The sequence below is a fragment of the Streptomyces sp. NPDC006339 genome (assembly GCF_040612775.1).
In the GTDB taxonomy this organism is placed as follows: Bacteria; Actinomycetota; Actinomycetes; order Streptomycetales; family Streptomycetaceae; genus Streptomyces.
This window is the reverse complement of the sequence record NZ_JBEXQW010000012.1, coordinates 88,847-101,464: the sequence shown is the minus strand read 5'-3', so window position 1 is coordinate 101,464 and position 12,618 is coordinate 88,847. Positions and strand designations below refer to the sequence as shown.

Annotated in this window: 9 protein-coding genes and 1 tRNA gene; 4 read left to right on the top strand and 6 right to left on the bottom strand. The window is 70.5% G+C overall.

Annotated features, from left to right (window positions below):
• Positions 1–42 precede the first annotated feature (42 nt).
• Positions 43–720, top strand: a complete 678-nt coding sequence (locus ABZ135_RS12300; RefSeq protein WP_356694598.1) for a class E sortase — start codon at positions 43–45, stop codon at positions 718–720.
• Positions 721–825: 105 nt separating this feature from the next.
• Here ABZ135_RS12300 and pknB read toward each other — a convergent pair whose 3' ends face one another.
• The 6 genes from pknB to ABZ135_RS12270 all read right to left on the bottom strand — a co-directional run bounded on the left by pknB (position 826) and on the right by ABZ135_RS12270 (position 9,155).
• Complete coding sequence (gene pknB / locus ABZ135_RS12295; protein WP_356694596.1) at positions 826–2,793, bottom strand: Stk1 family PASTA domain-containing Ser/Thr kinase; 1,968 nt, start codon at positions 2,791–2,793, stop codon at positions 826–828.
• 326 nt (positions 2,794–3,119) lie between these two features.
• Positions 3,120–4,586 (bottom strand): penicillin-binding transpeptidase domain-containing protein, encoded by a 1,467-nt coding sequence (locus ABZ135_RS12290; RefSeq protein ID WP_356694594.1) that lies wholly within the window; start codon positions 4,584–4,586, stop codon positions 3,120–3,122.
• The gene (locus ABZ135_RS12285) at positions 4,583–6,013 is read right to left on the bottom strand and encodes an FtsW/RodA/SpoVE family cell cycle protein (protein WP_356694592.1); all 1,431 of its coding nucleotides are present in this window, start codon (positions 6,011–6,013) and stop codon (positions 4,583–4,585) included. Before ABZ135_RS12285 ends, ABZ135_RS12290 begins: the two co-directional genes overlap by 4 nt.
• Before the next feature lie 28 nt (positions 6,014–6,041).
• Complete coding sequence (locus ABZ135_RS12280; protein WP_356694590.1) at positions 6,042–7,553, bottom strand: Stp1/IreP family PP2C-type Ser/Thr phosphatase; 1,512 nt, start codon at positions 7,551–7,553, stop codon at positions 6,042–6,044.
• Positions 7,554–7,738: 185 nt separating this feature from the next.
• Positions 7,739–8,263, bottom strand: coding sequence for an FHA domain-containing protein (locus ABZ135_RS12275; protein WP_356694588.1), 525 nt, complete (start codon positions 8,261–8,263; stop codon positions 7,739–7,741).
• Positions 8,264–8,273: 10 nt separating this feature from the next.
• Positions 8,274–9,155 carry a DUF3662 and FHA domain-containing protein gene (locus tag ABZ135_RS12270; RefSeq protein WP_356694586.1) on the bottom strand — a complete coding sequence of 294 codons (882 nt, stop codon included), beginning with the start codon at positions 9,153–9,155 and terminating at the stop codon, positions 8,274–8,276.
• A 451-nt stretch (positions 9,156–9,606) separates the two neighbouring features.
• Here ABZ135_RS12270 and ABZ135_RS12265 point away from each other — a divergent pair.
• The 3 genes from ABZ135_RS12265 (at position 9,607) to ABZ135_RS12255 (ending at position 12,614) form a co-directional block, all read left to right on the top strand.
• Positions 9,607–9,690 (top strand) — tRNA-Leu (locus tag ABZ135_RS12265).
• Between the two features lie 311 nt (positions 9,691–10,001).
• Positions 10,002–11,759 (top strand): histidine kinase, encoded by a 1,758-nt coding sequence (locus ABZ135_RS12260; protein WP_356694782.1) that lies wholly within the window; start codon positions 10,002–10,004, stop codon positions 11,757–11,759.
• A 219-nt stretch (positions 11,760–11,978) separates the two neighbouring features.
• Positions 11,979–12,614 carry a response regulator transcription factor gene (locus ABZ135_RS12255; protein WP_356694584.1) on the top strand — a complete coding sequence of 212 codons (636 nt, stop codon included), beginning with the start codon at positions 11,979–11,981 and terminating at the stop codon, positions 12,612–12,614.
• Positions 12,615–12,618 lie beyond the last annotated feature (4 nt).

Sequence of the window (12,618 nt, the reverse complement as noted above, 5' to 3'; positions counted from 1 at the left end):
CCCCCACGACCGAGCTCCTCCACACCTCGACGGGACGACCTAGTGGCACGTGCGCGCAACCGGATCGCCGGGATCATCAGCGTCTTCGGTGAACTCCTCATCACCGCCGGCCTGGTCCTCGGCCTCTTCGTCGTCTACTCCCTGTGGTGGACCAACGTCCTCGCCGACCGGGCCGCCGACAAGGACGGCGACCAGGTCCGCGACCACTGGGCCGACAGCGGACCCGGCGCGCTCGACACCAAGGACGGCATCGGCTTCCTGCACGTGCCGGCCTTCGGCGGCGACGAGGTGCTGGTGAAGAAGGGCACCGACCCCGAGACCCTCAACAACGGTGTCGCCGGCTACTACACCGAACCCGTGAAGTCCGCCCTGCCCCAGGACAAGAAGGGCAACTTCACGCTCGCCGCGCACCGCGACGGGCACGGCGCGAAGTTCCACAACATCCACAAGCTCAAGACCGGTGACCCGATCGTCTTCGAGTCCAAGGACACCTGGTACGTCTACAAGGTCTACAAGACCCTCCCGCAGACCACGAAGTACAACGTGGACGTCCTCCAGCCCGTCCCCGAGGAGTCCGGCAGGACCAAGCCGGGCCGCTACATCACCCTGACGACCTGCACCCCGATGTACACCTCCGACTACCGCTACATCGTGTGGGGCGAACTGGTGCGCACCGAGAAGGTCGACGCCGCCCGCACCCCGCCGGCGGAACTGCGGTAGGCGACATGGGTAAGCCCCGGCGTCCAGGACGCCGGGGCTTACCCATGCCGTACGCGGGCCGTACTCATGGCCTGCTCATGGCCTGCTCATGGAGAGCGGGAGGCTCTAGTCGAACCAGCCGCCGCCACCGTTGCCGTTCTTCTCCGTCTTCACGTTGACCGCCTGGTTCGGCTGGCCCGGCGTCCCCGGCAGCGGGTCCTGCTGCCGGACGCGGGCGTCACCGTCGGAGGAACCGTCGACGTTACCGAGCTGGTAGCCGTTGGCGGCGAGCGTCGCGCGCGCCTCGTCGAGGGTCTGGCCGATGACGAACGGCACCGGCTGCTGCGTCTGCTGCGGGCCCTTGGAGACCTTCAGCGCGATCTGCACGTCCTTCGGCTGGTCCGTGTTGCCGTTGGGGGTCTGGCCGATGACCGTGCCCGCGGGCTGGTCGGAGTCCACGTCCTGACGGGCCACGTTCTCGAAGCCGAGCAGCTTCAGGTCCTGGACGGCCTGGTCGTAGGAACGACCCGTGACGTCCGGCAGACGCGACTTCTCCTTCTTCGCCACGGTGATCGTGACCTCGGAGTTCTTCTCCGCCTTCGAACCGCCGTCGGGGCTCTGGCTCAGCACCCGGCCCGGCTCCTGGTCGGACTCCTCGTACTTCACGGTGACCTTGAAGCCCTTGGCGCGGAGCTGCTCCTCGGCGCTCGCCTGCTGCTTCTCGGTGACGTCCGGCACCTCGACCTGCGGGGCGCCCTCGGACACGACGACGGAGATCGTCTCGCCGACGTCCATCTTCGCCTCCGGCAGCGACTCCGGCGACTGCCGGCAGATCGCGCCCTTCGGCTGCTCACACCGCTCGGTGCCGCTCTGCACCACCTTGACCTGCGCGTTCTGCGCGAGGCCCTCCGCTTCCTTCAGCGTCTTGCCGACGAGCAGCGGCACCGGCACCTGGTCGGCGCCGTCCTTGGACTTGAACACCGCCTGGCCGATGAGGATCGCGCCGACCAGCACGAGGATGCCCGCGAGGACGAGCAGGATCGTCGAGGTCTTCGACTTCTTCTGGCGGCGGCGATCGGGGCGGTCGTCGTAGCCGTAGCCGCCGTCGTCCGGGTTCATCGGCGGCAGCATCGCCGTGTGCGCGCCCGCCGGGTCGGCCTGGCGCAGCGCCGTCGTCGGCTGGTCCTCCGGCGCGTAACCGCCGTACGCCCCGCCGTAGCCCACCGCGCCCATCGCGGCGGTCGCCGCGACCGGCTGCCCGTCGAGGCACGCCTCGATGTCCGCGCGCATCTCGTCGGCGGACTGGTAGCGGTAGTCGGGGTCCTTGACCAGCGCCTTCAGGACGATCGCGTCCATCTCCGGCGTGATCTCGGGGTCGAAGACGCTCGGCGGCTGCGGCTCCTCCCGCACGTGCTGGTAGGCGACCGCGACCGGCGAGTCGCCGATGAACGGCGGCCGGACCGTCAGCAGCTCGTACAGCAGACAGCCGGTGGAGTAGAGGTCGGAGCGGGCGTCGACCTGCTCGCCCTTGGCCTGCTCCGGAGACAGGTACTGGGCCGTGCCGATCACCGCGGCGGTCTGCGTCATGGTCATGCCCGCGTCGCCCATGGCGCGCGCGATGCCGAAGTCCATGACCTTGACCTGGCCGGTGCGGGTCAGCATGACGTTCGCCGGCTTGATGTCGCGGTGGACGATGCCGGCGCGGTGCGAGTACTCCAGCGCCTGCAGGATGCCGACGGTCATCTCCAGCGTGCGCTCGGGCAGCAGCTTGCGCCCGGAGTGCAGCAGCTCACGCAGGGTGGAGCCGTCGACGTACTCCATCACGATGTACGGGATGGACACGCCGTCGACGTAGTCCTCACCGGTGTCGTAGACCGCGACGATCGCCGGGTGGTTGAGCGAGGCGGCGGACTGGGCCTCACGGCGGAACCGGGCCTGGAAGGACGGGTCACGGGCGAGGTCGGCCCGCAAGGTCTTCACGGCGACGGTGCGGCCGAGCCGGGTGTCGTGCGCGAGGTACACCTCGGCCATGCCACCACGGCCGAGCACCGAGCCCAGCTCGTACCGGCCGCCGAGGCGACGCGGCTCTTCCATAGCTTCTCCAGCCCTCTCCGTCTGTCCCGACCGCACCCGTGTGTGGTCCGGCGGTGTGTGCTGTTCGCGCATACGCTACCGGCCGCGGGAAGGCACTTCGCCCGCCGACCGTCACCTGATACCCGACCGGTATCCGGCCCGGCCCCCGGCGATCACGGCCGGGATCCTGAGCGGGATCGCGGTGCAATCGCGAGGGCATCCCGAGGGAATCCCGAAGAAATCGCGAGGGAATCCCTGGTGGGAGCCCCAGCGCGATCCGGCGGCGGTTCCGCCGCGATCCGGCAGCGATCCGGCAACGGTCCCGGCGGCGGTCCCGGCCCGGAAGATCAGCTCCTGCTCTTCAGTACCGCCTTCATCACAGCCTTCGCGATCGGCGCCGCCAGGCCGCCACCGCTGATGTCCTCACGGTCCGTGCCCGCCGCGTCCTCGACGATCACGGCCACCGCGACCGGGGAGCCCTGGTCGGTCTTGGCGTAGGAGATGAACCACGCGTAGGGACGCTTGGCGTTCTTCTCACCGTGCTGGGCCGTACCGGTCTTGCCGCCGACCTTCACACCGGCCATGCCCAGATCGGCCTTGCCGCCGGTGCCGTTCTCGACGACGTTCTCCATCATCGTCTGGAGCAACTGCGCGTTCTCCGGCGAGACCGGGCGGCTCAGCTCCTCCGGCTCGTTCTGCTTGATGACGTCGAGGTTCGGCGCCACCAGCTTGTCGATCATGTACGGCTTCATCAGCTTGCCGTCGTTGGCGATCGCCGCCGTCACCATGGCCATCTGCAGCGGCGTGGTGGCCGTGTTGAACTGGCCGATCGACGACAGCGCGTTTCCACCGCGGTCGGCCTTCTTGTCGTAGACGGAGGCGACGGCGCGGACCGGCGTGAACTGCTCGGCGTTGAAACCGAACTTCTCCGCCATCTCCGCCATCTTGTCCCGGCCGACGTCGTCACCGAGCTTGGCGAACACCGAGTTGCACGAGATCCGCAGCGCCTCGTTCAGGCTGGCGTTGGCACAACCGCCCGAGTGGTTCTTCATCGGCACCGTGGAGAGCGGGATCTTCCAGCCCTCAGGGGTGTCCGTCGCCGCGTTGATGTCCTTGACCGCGCCGTTCTCCAGCGCCGCCGCGGCCGTGACCACCTTGAACACCGAGCCGGGCGGGTAGATCTCGCGCAGCGCCCGGTTCAGCTTCGGCTTGTTCTTGTCCGTCTCCAGCGCCTGCCACGCCTTGGCGTCCGCGTTGTGGTAGCCCGCGAAGGACGCCGGGTCGTACGACGGCGTCGAGGCCAGCGCGAGGATCTTGCCCGTCGACGGCTCGATCGCCACGACCGCGCCCGTCTTCGACCCCAGACCCTTGTACGCGGCCTTCTGCGCCGCCCCGCTCAGGGTGGTGACGACGTCGCCGCCCTTCTTCTTCTCGCCGGTGAACATCGCGAGCGTGCGGTCGAAGAACAGCCGGTCGTCGTTGCCGGTGAGGATGCCGTCCTCGATCTTCTCGATCTGGCTGGCGTCGAAAGCCTGCGAGGCGTAGCCCGTCACCGGCGCCCACATGGGGCCGTCGACGTACGTCCGCTTGAACTTGTAGAAGTTGTCCTTGGAATCGACCGAGCCCGTGATCGGCTTGCCGTCCACGATGATGTTGCCGCGCTCGCTGGCGTAGCGCTCGATCGTGACCCGCTTGTTCTTCGGGTGGGCGTTCAGCTCGTCGGCGCGCACGTACTGGAGCCAGTTGTCCCGCACCAGCAGGGCGAGGATCAGCAGGCCGCAGAAGATCGCGACGCGGCGCAGCGGCTTGTTCACGGACGGACCACCTGCGTCATCTCGGCGTCGGGGTTCGGGGCGGGGGAGGGCGCGGGGCGGCGCGCGGTGTCGCTGATACGGATCAGCACGCCGATCAACGCCCAGTTGGCGATCACGGACGAACCACCGTAGGCGAGGAACGGCATCGTCATACCGGTCAGCGGGATGAGGCCCATCACACCGCCGGCGACGACGAAGACCTGCAGCGCGAACGCGCCCGACAGGCCCATCGCGAGCAGCTTGCCGAACGGGTCGCGGGCCGCGAGGGCGGTGCGCACACCGCGTTCGATGATCAGCCCGTAGAAGAGCAGGAAGACCATCACACCGGTGAGGCCGAGCTCCTCGCCGACGGTGGCAAAGATGAAGTCGGAGTTGGCGGCGAAGCCGATGAGGTCGGAGTTGCCCTGCCCCATGCCGGTGCCGAGGATGCCGCCGGAGCCGAAGGACATCAGCACCTGCGTCATCTGGTCGCAGGCGGCCGCCATGTTCGACCGCTCCGGGGCCGTCTTCAGGCACTCGAAGGGGTCGAGCCACGCGGCCACACGGGACTGGACGTGGCTGGCGGTGGAGCCGACGACCACGGCGCCCGCGGTGGACATCAGCAGACCCATGACGACCCAGCTCGTCCGCTCCGTCGCCACGTACAGCATGATCACGAACATGCCGAAGAACAGCAGCGACGTTCCGAGGTCGTTCTCGAAGACGAGGATCATCAGGCTGATCGCCCAGATCGTCAGGATCGGGCCCAGGTCACGGCCACGCGGCAGATACAGCCCCATGAAGCGGCGGCTGGCCAGCGCGAGCGCGTCCCGTTTCACCATCAGATAGCCGGAGAAGAACACGGCCAGGACCAGCTTCGCGAACTCACCGGGCTGGATCGAGAAACCACCGACGTTGATCCAGATCTTGGCGCCGAAGACATCCGTACCGAGGCCGGGGACGAGCGGCAGCAGCAGCAGCACGAGGGCCGCCGCCATGGAGATGTACGTGTAGCGCTGCAGGACCCGGTGGTCCTTCAGGAGCAGCAGCACCCCCACGAACATGGCGATGCCGATCGCCGAGTACAGCATCTGGTTCGGTGCGTCGGGGCTGAAGGTCTTGTACCGGGCGATGATGCGCGGCGACTGGTCCAGGCGCCAGATCAGCACCAGTCCCATCCCGTTCAGCAGCGTCGCCAGCGGCAGCAGCAGCGGGTCCGCGTACGGCGCCCACTTGCGCACCACGAGATGCGCGACGCCCGCGAGCAGGCCGAGCCCCAGCCCGTATCCCGCCATGCCCGGCGGCACCTTGCCGTCGATCGCCAGACCGACGTTGAGGTACGCGAGCACCGGGATGGCGACGGCGAACGCCAGCAGCGCCAGCTCGGTGTTCCGGCGGCTCGGCGCCTCGATGGCGCCGATGGTGGTCGTGTTGGTGACAACGCTCATGGTGGTGAAAGGCCCCCTACGGGTCTGCTTACTGCTTGCCGCAGTTCGAGGCCAGCTTCTGCTCCTCCGAGGACAGGGTGGGCCCGGGGGACGGCGCGGCTGTGGTGGGCTTGGAGTTCGGCGCCGCGGCACCGTCCGCCGACGGCGGCGGCGTGCTCGCCTTGTCCGCCGCGTCCGCGGCGGCCTTCTGGCGCTGCTCGGTCTTCTTGCAGGCCGACGCCTGCACCGCCAGCTCGGCGATCTTCGCCTTCGCCTTGGCGAGGCTGCCGCCCGCGATCGTGTCCTCGACCTGCTTGCGCTGGTACGCCGGCAGGTACTTGAGTTCGATCTCGGGGTGGTCCGACTCGACCTCCGACAGCTTCAGCCAGGCGAGGTCCTGGCTGATGCCCCGGTACAGCGCCACGTGCTCGTCCTTCGTCCCCACGTAGTACTGCGACTGCGTCCAGCGGTGCCCGCCGTACAGGCCGCCGCCGATCACACCGAGCGCCAGCAGGAGGAGGAAGGAGCGCTTCAGCCACTTGCGGCCGGAGCGCGGCTTGTCGAAGTCGTCCTCCGCGTACGCGCCGAAGGAACCCTGCGGCGGCATCCCGCCGTAGCCGTGGTCGTCGCCGCTGCCGGGCGGGCCGAAGCCTCCGCCGGGCTGCGCCGGGGGGCCGCCCATCGCGTGCTGCTGGGGCGGCGCCGGCCGGCCGAGCCCGGAGGCGCGGCCCGCGGGCGTGTGCATCGCGCCGCCGTCGTGCGGCTGCGCCTGGTTCTCGGCGACCGCGCCCACGATCACCGGGGTGTCGCTGAGGTGGCCGGCGAGGGTGTCACCGCCGTCGACGTCGAGGACATCGGCGACGATCACCGTGATGTTGTCCGGGCCGCCGCCGCGCAGCGCGAGCTGGATCAGCTCCTGCACGGTCTCCTGCGGACCCTGGTAGCTGGCGAGGGTCTCCTCGAGGGTCTGGTGCGACACCACGCCCGACAGGCCGTCGGAGCAGACCAGATAGCGGTCGCCGGCCCGCACCTCGCGGATGGACAGGTCCGGCTCGACGTGGTCGCCACTGCCCAGCGCGCGCATGAGGAGCGACCTCTGCGGGTGGGTGGTGGCCTCCTCCTCGGTGATCCGGCCCTCGTCGACGAGCCGCTGCACCCACGTGTGGTCCTGGGTGATCTGGGTGAGGACGCCGTCGCGCAGCAGATACGCGCGGGAGTCGCCGACGTGCACGAGCCCGAGGCGCTGGCCCGTCCACAGCAGGGCGGTGAGCGTCGTGCCCATGCCCTCCAGTTGCGGGTCCTCCTCGACCATCATCCTGAGCTGGTCGTTGGCGCGCTGCACCGCCGTACCGAGCGAGGTGAGGATGTCGGAGCCGGGGACGTCGTCGTCGAGCGTCACCAGGGTGGAGATCACCTCGGACGAGGCGACCTCACCGGCGGCCTGGCCGCCCATGCCGTCCGCGATCGCGAGCAGCCGCGGACCGGCGTAGCCCGAGTCCTCGTTGCCCTCGCGGATCATGCCCTTGTGCGAGCCCGCGGCGAAACGCAGTGACAAGCTCATGCGCACCTGCCCTGTCGGCGCCGCCTCGGGGTGCCGCCGGTCTCGAGCCACACTGCCCACCCTCCGGTCGGGAGCCCGTACCCGCCCTGGCCCGCTGCCCGGGCCGCCGCACGGTCCTCGGGGCGGCCCGTCCTCGGGACCGTCCCGGCGCGCTCGCTCCGCTCGCGCTCATTCATGATGTAGCACTACTTCCGAAGCTCGATGACGGTCTTGCCGATGCGGATCGGCGCGCCCAGCGGAATCGGCGTGGCCGTGGTGAGGCGGGTCCGGTCGAGATACGTGCCGTTGGTGGACCCGAGGTCCTCGACGATCCACTGACCGTCCCGGTCCGGGTAGATCCTGGCGTGCCTGCTGGAGGCGTAGTCGTCGTCCAGCACGATCGTCGAGTCGTGGGCACGGCCCAGCGTGATGGTCTGCCCCTGGAGGGCGACCGTCGTGCCGGTGAGGGTGCCCTCGGAGACGACGAGTTTGGTCGGGGCGCCGCGGCGCTGCCGCCCGCCGCCCGCGGCCTGCTGGCCGCCCCGCTGCTGCGGAGGCGCGGCGGGCTGGCGCCCGCCCTGCTGCGGGCGTGCTTCCTGGCGCCGCGAACCGCGCTGGGTGACCCGCGTGCCGAACAGGTCGCTCCGGATGACCTGGACGGCCACGATGACGAACAGCCACAGAACGGCCAGGAAACCCAGCCGCATGACCGTCAGGGTCAGCTCTGACATTGCCCCCGCTTCACCCTTCGGCTTGCCGGTAAACGATGGTGGTGCTGCCCACGACGATCCGCGAGCCGTCGCGGAGCGTAGCGCGGGTGGTGTGCTGCCCGTCCACCACGATGCCGTTGGTGGACCCGAGATCCGTGATCGTCGAGGGCGTTCCGGTCCGGATCTCGCAGTGCCGGCGCGAGACGCCGGGATCGTCGATCCTCACGTCCGCGTCGGTGCTGCGGCCGAGGACCAGGGTCGGGCGGGAAATCTGGTGACGGGTGCCGTTGATCTCGATCCAGCGGCGGACCTGCCCGCCCGCACCGGCCGCTCCCGGCACGGGCGCGGGGCCGCCGGGGCGGCCCGCGGCCGGAGCCGTCGGACGGTGTCCCGGCATGGCCGGGGCACCCGGCGGCGGGGTCGCGGGCATCGGCGGAGCGCCGGCCGGAGGGTAGCCGTAGCCGCCGCGGGGCGGCTGCTGGTGACCCTGGCCGGGATGCGGGGCGGGACCGCCGGCGGGCGGCTGCGGCTGTGACGTACTCGACGCGAGCGTACGGCTGCGCACCCGGTACAGACCGGTGTCGAGGTCGTCGGCCTTCTCCAGGTGGACCTTGATCGGGCCCATGAAGGTGTACCGCTGCTGCTTGGCGTAGTCCCTGACCAGGCCGGCGAGCTCGTCGCCGAGCTGGCCCGAGTAGGGGCTGAGGCGCTCGTAGTCCGGCGCGCTCAGCTCCACGATGAAGTCGTTGGGGACGACGGTCCGCTCACGGTTCCAGATCGTCGCGTTGTTGTCGCACTCGCGCTGGAGCGCGCCGGCGATCTCGACGGGCTGGACCTCGGACTTGAAAACCTTGGCGAAGGTGCCGTTGACGAGACCTTCGAGTCGCTGCTCGAACCGCTTCAGGACTCCCATGGGGCACCTCCTCCGTCGTTGTCGTCCTGGTACTGCTTACTGATCGTATCCACGCGTCGGGAAATCGGCTGGTTCCCCTTCTCTGCCCTGTGGACGAGTGTCACCTCTCACAGACCCTCCGCGGACCTTCCCCCAGGGATCGTAGAGGCGGCCTGTGGACAGTGTCGCGCACCGGGGACCGGAGCAGCAGTGCCTCGTGCGTCACCTCTCCCCCTCACTCCCCCCACTTCCTCCGTGTCCTCGTCGTACGACTGCCGAACCGACCGCCGAACCGACCGCCGAGCCGACTGCCGAGCCGACCGCCGAGCCCGACCGTCGTGCCCTTCTCTCTCCTCCTCCGCAGGCGAGGGGTCGAAACAACGGATGTGAATCCACCGTCGCCGACGTGCTAATCTTCAGATGTCGCCAGGCGAGCGCACCGAAAGGTGAAGGAGCCCGGAGACCACCCAATGCGCGGGTGGCGGAATAGGCAGACGCGCTGGATTCAGGTTCCAGTGCCCGAAAGGGCGTGGGGGTTCAACTCCCCCCTCGCGCACAAGACGGAAGCCCTGTAGGTCGATGACCTACGGGGCTTCCGCGTATGTCGGGCTCCGCTCATGCGGGCTTCCGTGTGTGGACGATCGGGGCGCGGGGCAGGCACGCGGCGGCGGCGCGACCTTCGTCGGTGGCGGCCGAGACGAAAGAGGACGGCGGGCGATCCGAGGCCGCGCCTATCGTGCGAGCGTGGAAGCTCCTACGAAGATCCGGACCGTCAGGACCTGGCTCGGCGCCGGGTGGCGCTGGTTCGCGGTGCCGGGGCAGTGGTCGCGGCGCAGGACCGCGGGCGAGGTGGTGCTCGCCGTCGTCATGGCACTGCTGGCCGCCGGCACCGAGGACCTCCTCGGCGGGGAGGTCTGGGCGCTCGCGGGGGTCGCCCTGGCCTCGGCGGTGCTGTCGCTGCTGCGGCGCCGGCTGCCCGTGACCGCGCTGCTCGTCACGTCGTTCCTCGCCCCGTTCGTACCGGGCTTCCTGGCACTGCTGATCCTCGTCGGCTGGTCGGCGGGGCGTTACATCCCGGGCGCGGGCCGGGCGCTGGCCGCGGGCACCGCCGCGTACGTGCTGAACATCGCCGGCACCGTCCTCGAGATGTGGGACGGCCACCGGATCCTGACGGTCACGTTCATCTCGACGCTGTACTTCCTGGCGACGACGCTCGCCCCCGGACTCGCCCACCGCTACTGGGCCCAGCGCAGGACGCTGCTGCACGCGCTCCAGGAGCGCAACGTCCAGTTGCTGCGGGAGCGGGCGATGATCGCCGGTCAGGCCAGGATGCGGGAGCGCCAGCGGATCGCCCAGGACATGCACGACAGCCTCGGCCATCAGCTTGCGCTGATCTCCGTGCACACCGGCGCCCTGGAGGTGGACCCCCATCTGACGGACCGCCAGCGTGAGGTGGTGGCGGTGTTGCGGAACGCGTCCGTGGACGCCATGCACGAGCTGCGGGAGGTTGTCGGCATCCTGCGCGACGGCGTCGAGGCCCCGGACGAGGGCCCGGGTGCACCGGTGGCGCGGCCCGGCGACGAGACGGGACGGGCGGCGCGGGGGGCCGCCGGTATCGAGGGACTCGTCCTGGCCGCCCGCTCCGCCGGGACCACCATCGACCTGACCCGGCACGGAGAGCCCCGGGCGCTCGCGCCGGCCGTGGACCACGCCGCGTACCGGATCGTCCAGGAGGGCCTCACGAACGCCTACAAGCACGCCCCGGGTGCCCCCATCACCGTGGAGGTGCGCTACGAGCCGGACGCGTTCGTCGTCGAGGTCCTCAACGAGGACCCGGCCGACCGGCCCGCCGAGGTCGTCAGCGGCGGGCAGGGGCTGACCGGACTGCACGAGCGGGCCCGTCTGGTCGGCGGCATCGTCCACGCAGGCCCCGCCGACGGCGGCGGCTTCCGGGTCGCCGGAGTCCTGCCGTACGGGGCGGTGGAGGCCGCGCCGTACGTGGACCCGTACGCCGATCCGTCGGCGGACGCGGCCGCTGCCCAGGGCGCGCCGTCGCCCACGTTCGCGTACCCGGTGCCGCACGCCCTCTCGCATGCCGTCCCGCACGCCGCGTCTTTCGTCGATGCGGCCGACGACTTCCGGCAGCAGTCGATGAAGGGTCCGCGAGGCCACCGTGGTCGGGTACCGGTCGGACCGTCCGACTGGACCGTGACCGAGCGGGAGTTGGCGATGGCGATGCAGGCGGGCAGGGGCAGGAGCACGGGCGGCGGGATAGCCCTGGGCTGCGGGATCGCGTTCGCGGCGCTGGTGCTGCTGCTGGTCGCGGGCGGCTTCGGCATCTACTTCCTGATGGGCTCGATGTCGAAGGGCATGATCGAGCCGGCCGAGTACGACGCCGTCAAGGTCGGGCAGAGCGAGAAGGAGGTCCGCGACCGGCTCCCCTCGGGCGACACCATCACCACGACCGGTCTGCACGGAAAGGGCCCCGCGGAGCCCGAGGGCTCGAAGTGCCTGGTGCTGATGAGTTCGGAGGTCGGGGACAGCTTCGAGTCCGAGCCCGTTTTCCGGTTCTGCTTCAAGGACGGCAAGCTGATCGAGAAGAAGTCGTACGACGTCGTGCGCTAGGGCGGTCCACGCCAGGGCGCCGGGGGCGGGCCCCGACCCGGGGCGTGGCCGGTGCGTACCGCGAGCCGTTGGGGAGAGGCTGTGACAGGGGTCGGGGCAGGGACCGGAGCAGGGGCTGCGTCAGGGGCCGGAGCAGGGGGCGGGGCAGGGGTCGAGGCACGGGCGGGCGCGGGCGAGGGCCCGGTGGCCGCGGCCGGGGCGGCGCGGCCGATCAGAGTCGTGATCGCCGACGACGAGCCCCTGATCCGAGCCGGAATCCGGATGATCCTCACCTCGGACCCGCAGATCGAGGTCGCCGCCGAGGCCACGAACGGCCGCGAGGCCGTCGACCTGGCGCGCGCCCACGCGGCGGACGTGGTGCTGCTCGACATCCAGATGCCCGTGCTCGACGGACTCTCCGCCCTGCCCGAGCTGCGCCGGGCCGCGCCGTCGACGAAGGTGATCGTCCTGACGACCTTCGGCGAGCGGGAGAACGTGTTGCGCGCCCTGGAGCACGGCGGAGCCGGGTTCCTTCTGAAGGACACCGCGCCGGCCGAGCTGATCCGCGCCGTGCGGGCCGCCGCGGCCGGCGACGCCTATCTCTCCCCCGCCGCGACCCGGCATGTGGTCGAGCAGCTCGCCTCGGGCCGTGAGGCGGCGCGCGCCGAGGAGGCGCGGCGGCGGCTGACCGCCCTCAGCGAGCGGGAGCGCGAGGTGCTCGCGCTGCTCGGGGAGGGGCTCTCCAACGCCGACGCCGGCCGGCGGCTGCACATGAGCGAGGCCACGGTGAAGACGTATGTGAGCCGGATCCTCGCCAAGCTGAACTGCGAGAACCGGGTCCAGGCGGCACTGCTGGCCCGCGACGCCCGGCTGTAGCGGG

Bases quoted from the DNA above. Each gene is read 5' to 3' on its own strand.
- ABZ135_RS12270 (WP_356694586.1), bottom strand. From the start codon at position 9,155: ATGGGAGTCCTGAAGCGGTTCGAGCAGCGACTCGAAGGTCTCGTCAAC.
- ABZ135_RS12285 (WP_356694592.1), bottom strand. From the start codon at position 6,013: ATGAGCGTTGTCACCAACACGACCACCATCGGCGCCATCGAGGCGCCG.
- pknB (WP_356694596.1), bottom strand. From the start codon at position 2,793: ATGGAAGAGCCGCGTCGCCTCGGCGGCCGGTACGAGCTGGGCTCGGTG.
- ABZ135_RS12275 (WP_356694588.1), bottom strand. From the start codon at position 8,263: ATGTCAGAGCTGACCCTGACGGTCATGCGGCTGGGTTTCCTGGCCGTT.
- ABZ135_RS12280 (WP_356694590.1), bottom strand. From the start codon at position 7,553: ATGAGCTTGTCACTGCGTTTCGCCGCGGGCTCGCACAAGGGCATGATC.
- ABZ135_RS12260 (WP_356694782.1), top strand. From the start codon at position 10,002: ATGGCACTGCTGGCCGCCGGCACCGAGGACCTCCTCGGCGGGGAGGTC.